Source organism: Nonomuraea sp. NPDC049607, assembly GCF_040675375.1.
GTDB lineage: Bacteria > Actinomycetota > Actinomycetes > Streptosporangiales > Streptosporangiaceae > Nonomuraea.
Map to the genome: position 1 here is coordinate 20,655 of NZ_JBFAOV010000060.1, position 14,741 is coordinate 35,395.

13 protein-coding genes are annotated in these 14,741 nt (G+C 73.3%); 4 read left to right on the forward strand and 9 right to left on the reverse strand.

Annotated elements, in window-relative coordinates:
• Positions 1 to 374 precede the first annotated feature (374 nt).
• Genes hpaD through AB0J97_RS48950 form a run of 7 tightly spaced genes read right to left on the reverse strand, consistent with a single transcriptional unit; the run spans position 375 to position 8,659 of the window.
• Complete coding sequence (gene hpaD, locus AB0J97_RS48920; protein ID WP_357707597.1) at positions 375 to 1,235, reverse strand: 3,4-dihydroxyphenylacetate 2,3-dioxygenase; 861 nt, start codon at positions 1,233 to 1,235, stop codon at positions 375 to 377.
• On the reverse strand, positions 1,235 to 2,671 hold the full coding sequence (locus AB0J97_RS48925) for an aldehyde dehydrogenase family protein (RefSeq protein ID WP_364103512.1): 1,437 nt from the start codon (positions 2,669 to 2,671) through the stop codon (positions 1,235 to 1,237). The genes hpaD and AB0J97_RS48925 overlap by 1 nt, the downstream gene beginning before the upstream one ends.
• The gene (locus AB0J97_RS48930) at positions 2,668 to 4,155 is read right to left on the reverse strand and encodes a GMC family oxidoreductase N-terminal domain-containing protein (RefSeq protein ID WP_357707594.1); all 1,488 of its coding nucleotides are present in this window, start codon (positions 4,153 to 4,155) and stop codon (positions 2,668 to 2,670) included. Before AB0J97_RS48930 ends, AB0J97_RS48925 begins: the two co-directional genes overlap by 4 nt.
• Positions 4,142 to 4,828 carry an ATP-binding cassette domain-containing protein gene (locus AB0J97_RS48935; protein WP_364103516.1) on the reverse strand — a complete coding sequence of 229 codons (687 nt, stop codon included), beginning with the start codon at positions 4,826 to 4,828 and terminating at the stop codon, positions 4,142 to 4,144. Before AB0J97_RS48935 ends, AB0J97_RS48930 begins: the two co-directional genes overlap by 14 nt.
• Entirely contained in the window at positions 4,825 to 5,514 is a 690-nt protein-coding gene (locus AB0J97_RS48940) for an ATP-binding cassette domain-containing protein (RefSeq protein ID WP_357707592.1), read from the reverse strand. Before AB0J97_RS48940 ends, AB0J97_RS48935 begins: the two co-directional genes overlap by 4 nt.
• Entirely contained in the window at positions 5,511 to 7,397 is a 1,887-nt protein-coding gene (locus tag AB0J97_RS48945; protein ID WP_364103519.1) for an ABC transporter permease, read from the reverse strand. Before AB0J97_RS48945 ends, AB0J97_RS48940 begins: the two co-directional genes overlap by 4 nt.
• On the reverse strand, positions 7,397 to 8,659 hold the full coding sequence (locus AB0J97_RS48950; RefSeq protein WP_357707588.1) for an ABC transporter substrate-binding protein: 1,263 nt from the start codon (positions 8,657 to 8,659) through the stop codon (positions 7,397 to 7,399). The genes AB0J97_RS48945 and AB0J97_RS48950 overlap by 1 nt, the downstream gene beginning before the upstream one ends.
• 275 nt (positions 8,660 to 8,934) lie before the next feature.
• Here AB0J97_RS48950 and hpaE point away from each other — a divergent pair, with 275 nt between their 5' ends.
• Together hpaE and AB0J97_RS48960 are read left to right on the forward strand one after the other, a co-directional pair.
• The gene (hpaE, locus tag AB0J97_RS48955; protein ID WP_357707585.1) at positions 8,935 to 10,401 is read left to right on the forward strand and encodes a 5-carboxymethyl-2-hydroxymuconate semialdehyde dehydrogenase; all 1,467 of its coding nucleotides are present in this window, start codon (positions 8,935 to 8,937) and stop codon (positions 10,399 to 10,401) included.
• A 64-nt stretch (positions 10,402 to 10,465) separates the two neighbouring features.
• On the forward strand, positions 10,466 to 11,560 hold the full coding sequence (locus AB0J97_RS48960) for a glycerophosphodiester phosphodiesterase (protein WP_364103524.1): 1,095 nt from the start codon (positions 10,466 to 10,468) through the stop codon (positions 11,558 to 11,560).
• Between the two features lie 151 nt (positions 11,561 to 11,711).
• Here AB0J97_RS48960 and AB0J97_RS48965 read toward each other — a convergent pair whose 3' ends face one another.
• Together AB0J97_RS48965 and AB0J97_RS48970 are read right to left on the reverse strand one after the other, a co-directional pair.
• On the reverse strand, positions 11,712 to 12,551 hold the full coding sequence (locus AB0J97_RS48965; RefSeq protein WP_364103527.1) for a DUF1206 domain-containing protein: 840 nt from the start codon (positions 12,549 to 12,551) through the stop codon (positions 11,712 to 11,714).
• 67 nt (positions 12,552 to 12,618) lie between these two features.
• On the reverse strand, positions 12,619 to 13,407 hold the full coding sequence (locus tag AB0J97_RS48970) for an SDR family NAD(P)-dependent oxidoreductase (RefSeq protein ID WP_357707581.1): 789 nt from the start codon (positions 13,405 to 13,407) through the stop codon (positions 12,619 to 12,621).
• A gap of 68 nt (positions 13,408 to 13,475) precedes the next feature.
• Between AB0J97_RS48970 and AB0J97_RS48975 the strand changes: the two genes are divergently transcribed.
• Entirely contained in the window at positions 13,476 to 14,246 is a 771-nt protein-coding gene (locus tag AB0J97_RS48975) for a MoaF C-terminal domain-containing protein (RefSeq protein ID WP_364103530.1), read from the forward strand.
• Positions 14,247 to 14,258: 12 nt separating this feature from the next.
• Positions 14,259 to 14,651, forward strand: a complete 393-nt coding sequence (locus tag AB0J97_RS48980; RefSeq protein ID WP_357707576.1) for a nuclear transport factor 2 family protein — start codon at positions 14,259 to 14,261, stop codon at positions 14,649 to 14,651.
• Positions 14,652 to 14,741: the final 90 nt, after the last annotated feature.

Below are 14,741 nucleotides of genomic sequence, written 5' to 3' on the forward strand. Positions count from 1 at the left end.
ATGGCACCGCGCGGGCCCGCGCCCGCCGGCACTCCGACGTGACCGCCCGGAGCCCTCACCGGCCCCGCCCCCGGGGTCACCTCGACGATACGCTGGATGCCCGCTGTCATCCCATCATCTTGCCCGACGACGAGCGCGGACGACGCCTTTCGCGGCCACGCGCGCGCCGGGAAAGCCGCCCCCGTCAGCCCTTCCGGGCACAGGCGGCGCGCGGGCCCCGCGGACCGGCCCGCGACGGCCGGGACGCAAGGGTCGGATGGCTGCCTTCCCTCACGGACGGCCCGTCCGCGCGGACCGCCGGAGGGACGGAGGCCGGGCCACCGGGAGAACAGCCTCGCCACAGAACCTCCGTCTGTCCTATTTCACATATGATTTCAGATCTTATCGTACGCCGGCACGGGAAAGTCCACGACCACCTGACCGGTTCCGGTCGAGCCGAAATACGGGCACAACTGCTCCCCCCGTCCCTTGTACGACCGCCACCCCAGCACGCCGAACAACATCGCCGTGTCCGCCATCGCACCCTCTCCCGTGCACCGCACGTTGTAGTCGGGCAACATGTCCAGGAACTCGCCGATGCGCCCTTCGGCCCACATGTCCAGGACGGCCATGTCGATCTTGCGGTTCAGCGGGCTGCTGACCTCGTTGAGCAGCGACTCGGCGCTCTCGTTGGAGGGGAAGGCGTGCGAGAGCGAGCCGCTGGCCAGGAACGCGACCCGGCGGTCGCTCTGCCGGATGCCGCGCAGCAGCGCCTCGCCGATGCGCCGGTTCTCGTCGATCGAGGAGTAGACGTTGCAGCCGATCGGCAGCACCCGGATGGCGGAGTCCTCGTTCATGAAGTGCATCGGGACCAGCGTCGCGTACTCCAGGCCCAGGTCGCGGTAGGTGTGCACGAGCGCCTTCTGGCCCCCGGCGACGATCTCGGCGCGGATCAGCTCGGCCAGCACGGGATCGCCCGGGTAGTCGTAGTCCAGGTCGTGGATGAAGTGCGGCAGCTCGTGGCTGGCGTAGGAGTCGCGGTGGCGCTCCTTGCCGTTGAGGTGGAAGCCGATGCTGTTCATCCAGTGGGTGTCGGCGATCAGGAACGTGTCCACCTCCAGCTCGCGCGCCCGCCTGCCGATCTCGGTCAGGGCCAGCTCGGCGGGCCGGCGGATGCCGAAATGCCTGCCCGGCTGGATCGACAGCCAGATCGACGGCACATGCGTGATCTTGGCTGCCAGGACGAGCTCTCCCATCACACCCTCCCCAGGTGTGTCCAGACGCCCTTGACCTCGGTGTAGGCGTCGATGGCGTACGGGCCCATCTCCCTCCCCCACCCGCTGGCCTTGTAGCCGCCCCACGTGGTGGCGGCGTCCGGCACATGGATCATGTTGATGAACACGGCTCCCGCCCTGATCCGGGCGGCCAGGCGGTGGGCGGTCGACAGGTCGTCGGTCCAGATGGAGGCGGCCAGGCCGTACTCCAGTCCGTTGGCGCGGCCGACGAGCTCCTCGGGGTCGTCGTAGGCCAGCACCGGGATGACGGGTCCGAACACCTCCTCGCGGGCCACGGCCATGGTGTCGGTCACCTCGGCGAACACGGTCGGCCGGTAGAAGAAGCCGGGGCCGTCGGCGCGCCTGCCGCCGGTGACGAGTTGCGCGCCATCGTACAGCGCGCCGCGGACGTGGGTGTCCACGGCCATCAGGTGGTCCTCGCTGATCAGCGGGCCGAGGTCGGTGGCCGGGTCGAGGCCCGGTCCGACCTTGAGCGCCTCGGCCGCGGCGGCCATCTTCGAGGTGAACTCGTCGGCCCGCTTGCGGTCCACGTAGAAGCGCGAGTACGCGGCGCAGACCTGGCCGCTGTTGAACAGCGCGCCCTGGACGTTGCCCGCCACGGCGGCGTCGATGTCGGCGTCGGCGGCGATGATGCTGGGGGCCTTGCCGCCGAGCTCCAGCGTCAGGCGCTTGAGGTTGCCCGCGCTGGCGTGCACGAGCGAGCGGCCGACCGCGGTCGAGCCGGTGAAGGAGACCTTGTCCACGCCCGCGTGCCCGGCCAGGGCCGCGCCGGTCTCCGGGCCGCCGGTCAGCAGGTTGACCACGCCGGGCGGGAAGCCCGCGAGCCCCATCAGCTCCACCAGCCGGACGGTGGTCAGCGGGGTCTGCTCGGCGGGCTTGACGATCACGGTGTTGCCGCAGGCCAGGGCGGGGGCGAGCTTCCAGGCGGCGATCATCAGCGGGAAGTTCCACGGGGTGATGAGCGCGCACACGCCGACGGGCTCGCGCCGGGTGTAGTGGAGGGTGTCGGGGTACGAGACGGGCAACACCGAGCCCTCGATTTTCGTACACCATCCTGCGAAATATCGGAAATGTTCGGCGGTGCCGGGGACCGTCACGTTCCGCGCCACCGCCAGCGGCTGGCCGTTGTCCCTGGTCTCCAGCTCGGCCAGCTCGTCGGCGTGCTCCTCCACCAGGTCGGCCACCCTCCACAGCAGCCGGGCGCGGGCGGCGGCGGGCATCTCGGCCCAGGCCGGGTCGTCGAGCGCGGCCCTGGCCGCCGCCACCGCGCGGTCCACGTCGGCCGGGCCCGCCTCGGCGCACTCGGTGATGACGGTGGCCTCGGCCGGGTCCAGCGTGGCGAACGTCGCGCCGTCCGCGGCCGGGCCCCAGGCGCCGCCGATGTACAGGCCGGTCATGAGCCGATCTCCTCTCGCACCATGTCCGCGCACCGCTCGCCGATCATGATGGCGGGCGCGTTCGTGTTCCCTGACGTGACGGCGGGCATCACCGAGGCGTCGGCGACGCGCAGCCCGTCGATGCCGTGGACTCTGAGCCGCTGGTCCACGACGGTTCCCATGGCGCAGGTCCCGACCTGATGGTGGTAGGTCACCAAGGTCCTCTCTATGTGCTCGGACAGTTCACGATCACCGGGGTAGAGCTCCGGTCCCGCCCATTCCCGCAGGGCGGCGGCGTGGGCCAGCTCCCGGCACAGCCCGACGGCCGCGCGCATGCACGCGCGGTCGGCGGCCGTGTCCAGGTAGGCGGGGTCGATGTGCAGCGGCGCGTCGGGGTCGGCCGAGGTCAGCGCCAGGTGGCCCCTGCTCTCCGGCCGGACGATCCCGGCCATGAGGGTGAAGGCGTCCGGCGGGCCGGTCATGCCCTCGTCGTACAGGGGGACGTGGAAGAACAGCGGCTGCACGTCGGGGCCGGGCAGTCCGGGACGGCTGCGCCAGAAGAGCTGGCTGTGCATCGGCTGGAGGCCGGGCAGCGCGGGCGGCACGGGACGGCGGGCGGCCACGATCACCGGGACGAGCGCGTGGTCGTGCAGGTTGCGTCCCACGCCGGGCAGGTCCTCCACCGCTTTGACGCCGTGCCGGCGCAGTTCGGCGGCGTCGCCGAGGCCGCTCAGCAGGAGCAGGCGCGGCGACTCGACGGTCCCGGCGCTGAGCACGACCTGGCGGGCGGCCCCGACCTGGTGCAGCCTGCCGTCCTGGGTGTACTCGACGCCGACGCACCGCCGGCCGCGCAGGAGCAGCCGCCGGGCGCGGGCCCGGGTGCGGATCTCCAGGACGGGCCGGTCGCAGCGCGGGCGCAGGTAGGCGTCGGCCGTGCTGTGCCGGCGGCCGTGCCTGATCGTGAGCTGGCAGAACCCGGCGCCGTCGGGACGGCCGCCGTTGCAGTCGGGGTTGAACGGCATGCCCTGCTCCACGGCGGCGGCCACGATGGCCGCGTTGACCTGGTGCGGCGCGTAGTCGGCGATCACCCGTACGGGCCCGCCCACGCCGTGGTGGTCATCGGCCCCCCGGTCGAAGTCCTCCAGCCGCCTGAAGTACGGCAGCACCTCGGGGTACGACCAGCCGGGCCCCCAGGCGTCGTAGTCGGCCGGCGCGCCCCTGACGAAGATCATGCCGTTGAGCGAGGACGAGCCGCCCAGGACCTTCCCGCGCGGCCAGTGCGGACGCCGCCCGCCGAGCCGCCGCTGCGGCGCCACGCGGTAGTCGTAGTCCTCCGGTCCGCCCCACAGCCGGAACACCCCGCCGGGGTCGTGGATGTCGGGGTTGACGTCGGGGCCGCCCGCCTCCAGCAGCAGCACGCGCAGCGCGTCGTCGTCGGCCAGCCGGCGGGCCACCGCGGCGCCCGCCGAGCCCGCGCCGACCACGACGACGTCAAAGGTCTCCATCGCCCTCTCCCAGATAGGCCGAGCCCAGCCGTCCGCGCAGCTCGTCCGGCGTGCCGCGCAGGACGATCCGGCCCCGGTCCAGCACGTGGACGCGGGTGGCCAGCTCCAGGGCGAGCCGGGTGTACTGCTCGATGAGCAGCACTCCGGCGCCGGCTTCGGCGAGCGCGGCCAGGGCGGGGACGAGCCTGGACACCACGGCGGGCGCCAGGCCGAAGGACAGCTCGTCCACCAGCAGGTAGCGCGGCCCGCCGGCGATGGCCTGGGCCAGGGCGAGCATCTGCTGCTGGCCGCCGGACAGCGTGCCGGCCCGCCGGTCGCGCAGCTCGTCCAGCTCGGGGAAGGCGGCCAGGGCCGGCGCGGGGTCGGGACCGGCCAGGCGCAGGTTGTCGGCCACGCTCAGCGAGCGCAGCACCCGGTGCCCCTCGGGGACGGTGGCGACGCCCAGCGCCCGGACGCGTTCGGGGCGCAGGCCGGTCAGCTCGTCCCCGTCGGCGCTGACGCCGCCCGCCTCGACCGGCAGCAGCCCGGCCACGGCGAGCACGAGCGTGCTCTTGCCCGCGCCGTTCGCGCCGAGCAGCGCGGTGATCTCGCCGGGCGGCACGTCGAGCGCCACGTCGTGCAGCACCTCGCGCCCGGCCCTGCGCACACGCAGGTCGCGCACCTCCAGGCTCACGGCGCCTCCCCCAGGTACGCGGCGCGCACCCGCTCGTCGGCCAGCACCTCCGCGGTCGGGCCGGCGGCGACCAGGCGGCCGAAGTCCAGCACGGCCGTGGTCGCGCAGACCTCGCCGACCAGGGCCACGTCGTGCTCGATGAGCACCACGAGCGCGCCGAACCGGTCCGGCACGGCCGTCACCACCTCGGCCAGCGACCTCGACTCGGCCTCCGACAGCCCGGCGGCCGGCTCGTCCAGCAGCACGATCCTGGGCGTGCCGACCAGGGCGCGGGCCAGTTCCAGCCGCCGCCGCTCCGGCAGCGTCAGCTCGCCCGCCGGGCGTCCCGGGTCGCGCAGGCCGCAGAAGGCGAGCAGGCCCTCGTCCGGGCCGCCCAGGTGGTCGGCGGCCAGGCGCAGGTTGCCCGCCGCGCTCAGCTCGGCGACCACCTGCTCCTGCTGGAACGTGCGGCGCAGCCCCCACCGGGCCCTGCGGTGCGGCGCGAGCGCCAGCAGGTCCGCGCCGCCGGCGGTGACGCGCCCGGAGACCGGCCGCACGAAGCCGGACAGCACGTTGAACAGGGTGGTCTTGCCCGCGCCGTTGGGCCCGATGAGGCCGCACAGCCCGGACTCGAAGGTCAGGGTGACGCCGTCCAGCGGGCGCACGCCGCCGAACCGCACGCGCAGGTCCTCGATCTCCAGCCTCATGCGGGCCGCCGCAGGTCCTCTAGCATCCCGCCGATGCCGCGCGGCGCGGTGACCAGGGCGTGCACGGTGCCCGCGCCGAACACGACGAGCATGAGGTTGCCGTCGAGCCCGGCGGCGTCGAGGGCGGCCGGGACGACCTGGCCGACCACGCCGGACAGGACCACGCCGGTCAGCCCGTACGCACCGCCGACCAGGACGACGGCGAACAGCAGCACCGAGTCCGAGGCCCGGAACGAGATCGGGTCCAGCCGCCCGGTGTTGGCGGCCAGCAGCGCCCCCGCGGTGCCGGTGACGAACGCCGCCAGCGCGAACGCCCACACCTTGTACCTGGTCAGGGCCACGCCGACGGCCAGCGCGCCGGCCTCGCCGCTCCTGATCGCCGCCCACGCCCGGCCCGGCCGTCCGCGCTGGTGCAGCACGACCAGGACGAGCGCGAGCACGGCGCACAGGACCGCGAACCGGAAGAAGCCGGTGTCGGAGGCCGCCATCGAGGGCCGCGGCATGGCCTGCTGCGTCCCGCTGCCCGCGACCCGGCCGAGGAACCCGGGGCCGCCGTCGGGGAACCCGGTCGCCGAGAACGCCACCTGGAACGCCCCTCCGGCCATGAGCGTCACCAGGGCCAGGTCCACGCCGGACAGGCGCAGCGCGGGCAGCCCGTACACGATGCCGACCAGGCACGTCACCGCCCCGGCCGCCAGCACGACCACCGGGAACGGCCACCCGGTGGCGAAGGCCAGCCGCAGCGCCACCCAGCCGCCGACGCCGAGCAGCGCCACCTGGCCGAGCGAGACCAGGCCGAGCCGCGCGTACAGCAGGGCGATGCCGGCGGCGGGGATCACGAAGATGACCGCGGAGGTGAGCACCCGCACCCAGTAGCCGTCCACGACCAGGGGCACCAGCACCGCCAGCGCCGCCGCCCCGGCGGCCAGCCCGAGCACCACGCGCAGCACCGAGCGGACGTCGCCGGGCGGCAGCGGCCGGGCCCGGGCCGACAGCGCGGGCTCGGCCGCGCGCACCTCGACCGTGCCGCCCCGCCTGGCCCTCGCCCTCCCGCGCTGCAACCACAGGATCGCCACGACGGCCACCGCGAACGGCGCCACCGACCGGTACGGCGCGGTCTGCTCCCACGCCCCGCCCAGGGCCTCGGCCAGCCCGATCGCCAGCCCGGCCGCCAGCGTGACCGGCAGCGACCTGAACCGGCCCACCACGCCGGCCGACAACGACGCGATCACCAGGAAGGTCAGGGTGCCCGCCTCCAGCCGGGTGAGCGACCCGAGCACCAGCCCGGTGAGCCCGGCCACCGCGCCGCCCGCGACCCAGGTGACGGTCTCGACCCGACGGATGCGCACGCCGAGCAGCGCGCTGATCTCGCGGTCGTCGGCCAGCGCGCGCATGGCGGTGCCGAAGGCGGTCCGGCGCAGCAGCACGGCGGTCCCGCCGGTCAGCGCCACGGCCAGGACCAGGGCGAGCGCCTGGGTGAGCGTGACCCGCGAGCCGCCCACGTCGAACCCGGCCGTGTCGGTCGGCAGGGTGAGCGTGCGCGGGTCGTCGCTCCACGTCCAGTAGCACAGGCCGAGCAGCACGAGCGCGAAGCCGAGCGTGCAGACCGCCTTGACCAGCGGGTCGCGGGCGGCGACGAGCGGGCCGACCAGGCCGCCGTACAGGCCGGACAGCAGCGCCGACAGCAGCGGCGCGGCCATCAGGGCGGGCGCGACCGGCCAGCCGTCCTGGAGGAGTTGCCAGGACAGCAGCGCGCCGATCGCGCCGATCGCGCCGTAGGCCAGGTTGAGCACGCCGGTGGCGCGGTAGAGCACGACGATGCCCACCCCCGACAGGGCGTAGACGGCGCCGAGGGCGAGCCCGCTGATGACGAACGGCAACATCAGCCGGTCAGCCCCGACTGTTTCTCCTCCCGCAGGAGCGGCGCGAGGTCGGGGTCCTGGGTCGGGGTGCAGTCCTTGACCTTGGACCAGCCGCCGCCCTTCATCGTGACGTAGCGGGTGTCGTGGTTGGCGTTGTGGCGGGCGGCGCGGCCGAAGTACCAGGGGGCGCAGAGCAGGTCGCTGCGGTAGCCCTTGATCTCCGACAGGGCCCGGCTCACCGAGGCGCGGTCGATCGTGCCGCCGGCCTTGGCCAGGGTGTCGACGAAGATCTTGGCGGCCAGGAAGCCGCCCTGGGCGAAGGAGTCGCGGGGGGCCTTGTCGTCGGCGTACTCGTCCATGACCCGGCGCCACAGCTTGTTGTCCGGGGTGCCGGCGTCGAGCAGGGTGAACTCGGAGTTGGACACGAAACCCTCCCAGTAGGAGCCGACCTGGCCGGGGAAGGTGGTGTCGTAGCAGGGCGTCAGGCAGACGAAGGTGACCTTGTCCTTGAGCCCCTGCGCCTGGGCGGCCTTGAGGATGGCGGCGTCGTCGGGGGCGGGGTCCTGGAGGATGATGGCGTCCGGGCGGCCCCGCATGGCTTCGAGGAGCACGGCGGTGGCGTCCTTGATGCCGGGGTCGTGCAGCACGTCGCCGGCCGAGGTCAGGCCCTTGGTCCTGAGGTAGGCGCGCACGCCGTCCTGGGTCCAGTCGCCGACGCCCGGCACCCGGTTGCTGATCTGGGCGACCCTTCTGGCGCCCTTGACCTCGACGGCGTACTGGGCGGCGGCCACGGCGCTGACCCTCGGTCCGGCGTTGACCGGGGCGATGCGCGGCGACTCGAAGCACGCCCTGGGCACGCCGACCGCGAGCACGTCGAACAGCCCGTTCTGCTCCCAGATCGGGCCGGACACGCCGCAGGCCACGAAGCTGGAGCCGCCCACCAGGGCGACCAGGTCCCGGTTGCCGGCCAGCTTGGTGGCCAGGGCCGAGGCCTTCTGCGGGTTGAGGCCGTCGTCCTCGACCAGGTACTCGACCGGCCGGCCGCCGATGCCGCCGCCGGCGTTGACGCAGTCGAAGTACGCCTTGGCCGCCTTGGTGGCCGAGCTGAAGTCGATGCCGCCGCTCGCGGTGACGATCGCGCCGACGGTGATCGGAGTCCCGGTGGCGGGCGCGCCCGTGCCGCAGGCCGTTCTGGCGGCGCCTCCGTCCTGGCCCGTCCCGCAGGCGGAGACCACCAGAGCCATGGCGGCCGCCCACCACACCAGGCGTCGTGGACATCGCATTCGCACCCCTCCTCGAAGCGCCGTGCGTCCTGCCCCGATGGACAAATCATGTACGACATCAGATATTTCTGTCCATAGGTTCCCCATGTATCATCGACGATGTCCTATACGATTTGACGGGGTTGCGAGGGGCCTACCGCTGGGCCTTCCACCTGGGAAATCATCGTGGCGGGGCGGAGGAGTGCCATGAGCTGGCAGGCCGGCCGCACGTCCGACAGGGGATCGATCGCACCCGTGGCCGGGGAACCGCCGTCCCAGTGCAAGGAGATCTCCCGTTGAACCTTGAGCACTACATCGACGGGGCCCACGTGCCCAGCGTGTCCGGCGAGACCTTCACCTCGCTCGAACCTGCGACCAACCGCCCCGCGCTGACCGTCGCCTCAGGGGACGCCGAGGACGTCGGCCTCGCCGTGCGCGCCGCGCTCAAGGCGTTCACCGACGGGCCGTGGCCGCGCATGACGGGCGAGGAGCGGGCGGCGGTGCTGCGCGGGATCGCGGCGGCCATCGAGTCACGCGACGAGCGCATCGCCGAGCTGGAGTGCGGCGACACCGGCCTGCCCATCACCCAGGCCAGGGGCCAGGCCCGCCGCGCGGCGCACAACTTCCGCTTCTTCGCCGACGTCATCAGCAACCTGGGCGAGGACGTCTACCGCGTCGGCTCGGCCCAGCTCAACTACGTCGTGCGCAAGCCGGTCGGTGTGGCCGGGCTGATCACGCCGTGGAACACGCCGTTCATGCTGGAGACCTGGAAGCTGGCCCCCGCGCTGGCCGCCGGCTGCCCGGTGGTGCTCAAACCGGCCGAGTGGTCGCCGCTGTCGGCCAGCCTGCTGCCGGAGATCATGGAGGAGGCCGGGCTGCCCGCGGGCGTGTTCAACCTCGTCCACGGCATCGGCGAGCGGGCCGGGGCGGCGCTGGTGGCCCATCCCGACGTGCCGGTGATCTCCTTCACCGGCGAGACCGCCACCGGGCAGGCCATCATGCGCGACGCCGCCACCGGCCTGAAGACGCTCTCCATGGAGCTGGGCGGCAAGTCGCCGCTGCTCGTCTTCGACGACGCCGACCTGGAACGGGCGCTCGACGCGGCCGTCTTCGGCGTCTTCTCGCTCAACGGCGAGCGCTGCACGGCCAGCTCGCGGGTGCTCGTCCAGGACACCGTCTACGAGGAGTTCGTGGCCCGGCTCGCCGAGCGCGCCGCGCGGGTCCGCGTCGGCCCGCCGCACGACCTGGCGACCGAACTGGGCGCGCTCATCCATCCCGAGCACTACGAGCGGGTCATGTCGTACGTGCGGGCCGGCGTCGAGGAGGGCGCCCGCCTGGTGGCCGGCGGCGGCCGCCCGGACGGCCTGCCCGAGGGCAACTTCCTGGCCGCCACGGTCTTCGCCGACGTGACGCCCGCGATGCGGATCTTCCAGGAGGAGATCTTCGGCCCGGTCGTCTGCGTCACCCCCTTCTCCACCGAGAAGGAGGCCCTGGAGCTGGCCAACGCCACCCGGTACGGCCTGGCCGCCTACGTGTGGACCAGCGACCTGCGCCGCGCCCACCGCCTGGCCCGGTCCGTCGAGGCCGGCATGCTCTGGATCAACTCCCAGAACATCCGCGACCTGCGCACGCCCTTCGGCGGCGTGAAGGCCAGCGGGCTCGGCCGGGAGGGCGGCCGGTACAGCATCGACGTCTACACCGAGGCGCACATCGTGCACGTCGCCACCGAGGACCTGCCGATCCCCCGTTTCGGCCTCGGCTGAACCCGTCCTGCACTGTGCGCCCAGGCGTAACGTCCGGGCCACCTCGGCGGTCTACCGTGCCCGCATGACGACGCGCAGGTTGTTCGCGAGCGCGCTGGCCGCCCTCCTGGCCGGCGGTACGGTCGCTGTCGTGCTGACCCAGACGCCCTCCGCCACGGCCGAGCGCCGCGGCCAGGCCCCCGTCGTGATCGGGCACCGGGGCGCCAGCGCCCACCGGCCCGAGCACACGCTGCCGTCCTACGAGGCGGCCATCGCGATGGGCGCCGACTACATCGAACCCGACCTGGTCTCGACCAAGGACCACGTGCTGGTCGCCCGGCACGAGAACGAGATCTCCGGCACGACCGACGTGGCCGCCCACCCCGAGTTCGCCGGCCGGCGCGCCACCAAGACCGTGGACGGCCGGCCGGTCACCGGCTGGTTCACCGAGGACTTCACGCTGGCCGAGCTGAAGACGCTGCGGGCCAAGGAACGCGTGCCCGACCTGCGGCCGGACAACACCGCCTTCGACGGGGTCGCCGAGATCCCGACGTTCGAGGAGGTCGTCCGGCTCGCGCAGCGGCACGGCGTCGGGGTCTACCCCGAGACCAAGCATCCGACGTACTTCGACTCGGTCGGGCTGTCGCTGGAGGAGCCGCTGCTGGAGGTGCTGAACCGGTACCACGTGCGCAAGGCGTACATCCAGTCCTTCGAGACGGCGAACCTGCGCGAGCTGCGCGAACGCACGCGTTTGCCGCTCATCCAGCTCATCACCTCCGGCGGCGCGCCCTACGACTGGGTGGCCTCCGGCAGCACGCGCACCTACGACGACATGGTGACCCCCGAGGGGCTGCGCGAGGTGGCCCGGTACGCCGCCGGGATCGGCGTGGACACCCGCCGCGTGGTCCCGGTGGACGCCGCGGGCGCGACGCTGCCCCCGACCACGCTGGTCCAGGACGCCCACCGCAGGCGGCTCGACGTGCACGTGTGGACGATCCGCAACGAGAACTCCCAGCTCCCGGCCGACTACCGCAGGGGGGACCCGGCCAGCCCGGTCTACGGGCGGGCCACCGGTGACGTGGCCGGCTGGCTGGCCAGGCTCATCGAGCTCGGCGTCGACGGCGCGTTCTGCGACGACCCGGCGATGGGACGCGCGGTGGTCGCCGGCCGCCCGGCCTGACCGGACCGCCCCCTCGGACACACCCGAGCGGCGGGCCCCGCCCGGGGACCCGCCGCTCGCGCACGCGACGAGGGTGCCGCCAGGTGCGCCGTCCGGGCGCGCGACGAGGGTGCCGCCAGGTGCGGCGTCCAGGCGCGCGGCCGGGGTGGCGTCAGGTGCGGCGCCAGCGGGACTCGCCGAAGCAGTAGCCCGCGAACAGCAACAGCCCGAGCGCCACCACCGCGAGCAGCCACGGCCCCGCCGGTGTGTCGGCGAAGCGCCGCAGGGTGGCGTCGATGCCGCCCGCCTTGTCGGGGTCGAAGGTGATCGCCGCGTAGCCGACGAAGACGCCGGCGCCGCCGGTGATCACGCCGCGGGCGATGTAGCCGGCCTGGCCGAGCCGTTCCATCACCTTGCGGGCCTTGGGCGACATGCGCCCGAGGTCGAGCTCGCGCTCGAACTTCTTGGTGGCGCCCTCGTAGATCCAGTAGATGCCGAGGGCGACGATGCCGAGCCCGATCAGGCCGACGATGACCTGGCCGCCGGGCAGGTCGAGCAGCTTGCTCGTCAGGTTCTGCGACTGCTTGTCGTCGGACTTGGCCTGGCCGGCCAGCAGCACGCTCAGCAGGGTCACGCAGATCAGGACGTACACGCCGGTGCGGAAGCCCGACTGGGCCCGGTCGGTGGCCTTGCGGTGGCTGAACAGCGCCTCCGACGCCTGCCACAGCGCCAGCCCGGCGAAGCCGACCGTCATGATCCACAACAGCACCTGGCCGAAGGGCAGCCCGGCGATGGTGGTGATGGCGCCCGACTTGTCGGCCTGACGCGAGCCGTCACCGAAGGCGATCTGCAACGCCAGCACGCCGATCAGCGCGTACAGCACGCCGCGGCAGGCCAGGCCCACGCGGGCCAGCGTGGTCATCGCCGGGCTGTCGGCCGCTCTGCGGGCCGCGTCCTTGGCTTCGCGGCCCGCGTCCATGGCCCCGCGGCCCGCGCTATGTGCGGTGCTCACCGTTCCTCCTGGGGGTTTGCGGAAGAACTCCCCTTTGCCCAGGAACTGGCGGCCTAGGCGTCGATGATCAGTCGAAGGCGAGGGTGGGCAGGTCAACGGCGGTCGCGCCGCCGTCGGCCACGACGACGCTGCCGGTCATGACGGCACTGTCGGACGAGGCGAGGAACAGGCAGATCGCGGCGATCTCGTCGGCGGTGGCCGGACGGCGCAGCGGCACGTCCTTGGTGACCAGCTCGTACGCCGCGTCGCGGGTGATGCCGTCCCGGCCGACCAGCACGTCCATCTCCTCGTCGGCCATCGGCGTGCGGACCCAGCCGGGGCACAGGCAGTTGGCCCGGACGCCCTGGGGCCCGTAGTCGCGGGCGATCGAGCGGGTCAGGCCGATGAGCGCGTGTTTCGTAGTGACATATCCGGAAACGGCCGGGCCGGCGGCCAGGCCCGCGATCGACGACACGACGACGATCGCCCCCTTCGACCGCACCAGCGCCGGCAGCGCCTCCCGGCAGGTCACGAAGCAGGTGTTGAGGTTGGCGTCGAGGCTGAGCCGCCAGGACGCGTCGTCGGTCTCGCCGACCGGCCCTCCCCCGTGGCCGCCCGCGTTGGCCACCAGCACGTCGAGCCCGCCGAAGCGGCCCAGGCACGCCTCGACCGCCTCCCGCGCCTGGACGGTGTCGGACATGTCCGCGCAGGCCACGGCCGCCGCGTCGCCCAGGTCCGCGGCCACCTCGGCCAGCGGCCCGGGACGGCGGCCGGTCAGCATCACCGAGGCACCCTCGGCGGCGAACCTGCGGGCGGTCGCCGCGCCGATGCCGGTGCCCGCCCCGGTGATCAGCGCGACCTTTCCCTTGAGCCTCATCGCCTACTCCTTTACAACGGGAAGCTATATGATTTCATAGACGAATTCGTGGAGGAAGGAGCCCGTTCATGACCGATCGCCCTGCCGGTTGGAAGAACATGGACGATTTCGCGCCCGGGATCGCCACGAACCGCCTTCCGGCCACCTACGCGCTCGCGGGCACCGAGGTGGACCTCACCTTCGACGACGGCAGCAAGACGTCTTTGGCCTTCGCGAGCCGTTACAAGGTGCACGCCGACGGCGGGCCCGCCGAGGCGTACGAGGCCGTGGCCATGCGCGAGGACCTGTTCTACGTCGGCCGCGCCCACACCGGGCGGCCCCGCGAGTACACGGTCACCGTCCTGCACACGACCACGGGCCGGGCGCTGCGCGTCGTCTCGGTCATCGCGCCCGAGCCGGTCCCGGGGCAGCCGCGGGTGTCGCAGACGTTCACGCCCGGCGTGATCGAGGGCCGGGAGGTCACCGGCGAGCCGCCCGCGCCGACCCGCGAGCTGATCGGCCGGCGGGCCCTGTACCGCTACAGCCCCGAGCACCTCTACGAGCACGTCTACCTCAGCTCCGAGCGCTACGCCTGGCAGTGCCTGGCCGGCGCGCAGCGTGGCCACGGCGACGTCGACCTGTCCACCGCCTGGAAGATCGCCGACGACCTGTACGTGTTCACCTTCCGGGAGTTCCGCATCCCGGTGGCGGCCACCTGGCTCTACGACTGGACCGCCCTGCGCACCGTCGGCACGTTCTTCGGCCTGTCGGGCGAGGGCGAGATCCACCACTCCCCCGGCGGCGCGTACATCGAGCCGCTGGGTCAGGTCACCTATCCGGCCGGTGAGGAACCGGTCTGAGGAGAAACACAGATGAGCGACAATCTCGACGCCGTACGCGCCTCCTACGCGGCCTCGGCGGCCGGCGACGTGAACGGCATCGTGTCCCTGCTGGGCCCGCAGGCCCGGTGGACGGAGATGGCCGGCTTCCCGTACGGGGGCACGTACGTGGGGCCGGAGCAGGTGCTGTCGGAGGTGTTCGCCAAGCTGGGCAGCGAGTGGGACGGCTACCAGGCCGAGCCGGAGGAGTTCGTCGACGGCGGCGACGTGGTCGTGGCGATCGGCCACTACAGCGGCACCTACCGGGCCACCGGCAAGTCGATGAAGGTGCGCTTCACCCACGTCTGGCACCTGGAGGACGGCGTGGCCACCCGTTTCGAGCAGTTCACCGACACCGCCCTGGTGCGGGAGGCGCTGGCCCCGTGATCCCGTCGCGCGGGGCGGTGTGGGGCCGGCCCGCGCCCGGCCCACCCCGGGCCCACCCCCCCCCCCCCCCCGTCCCACCCGCGGAGAGCG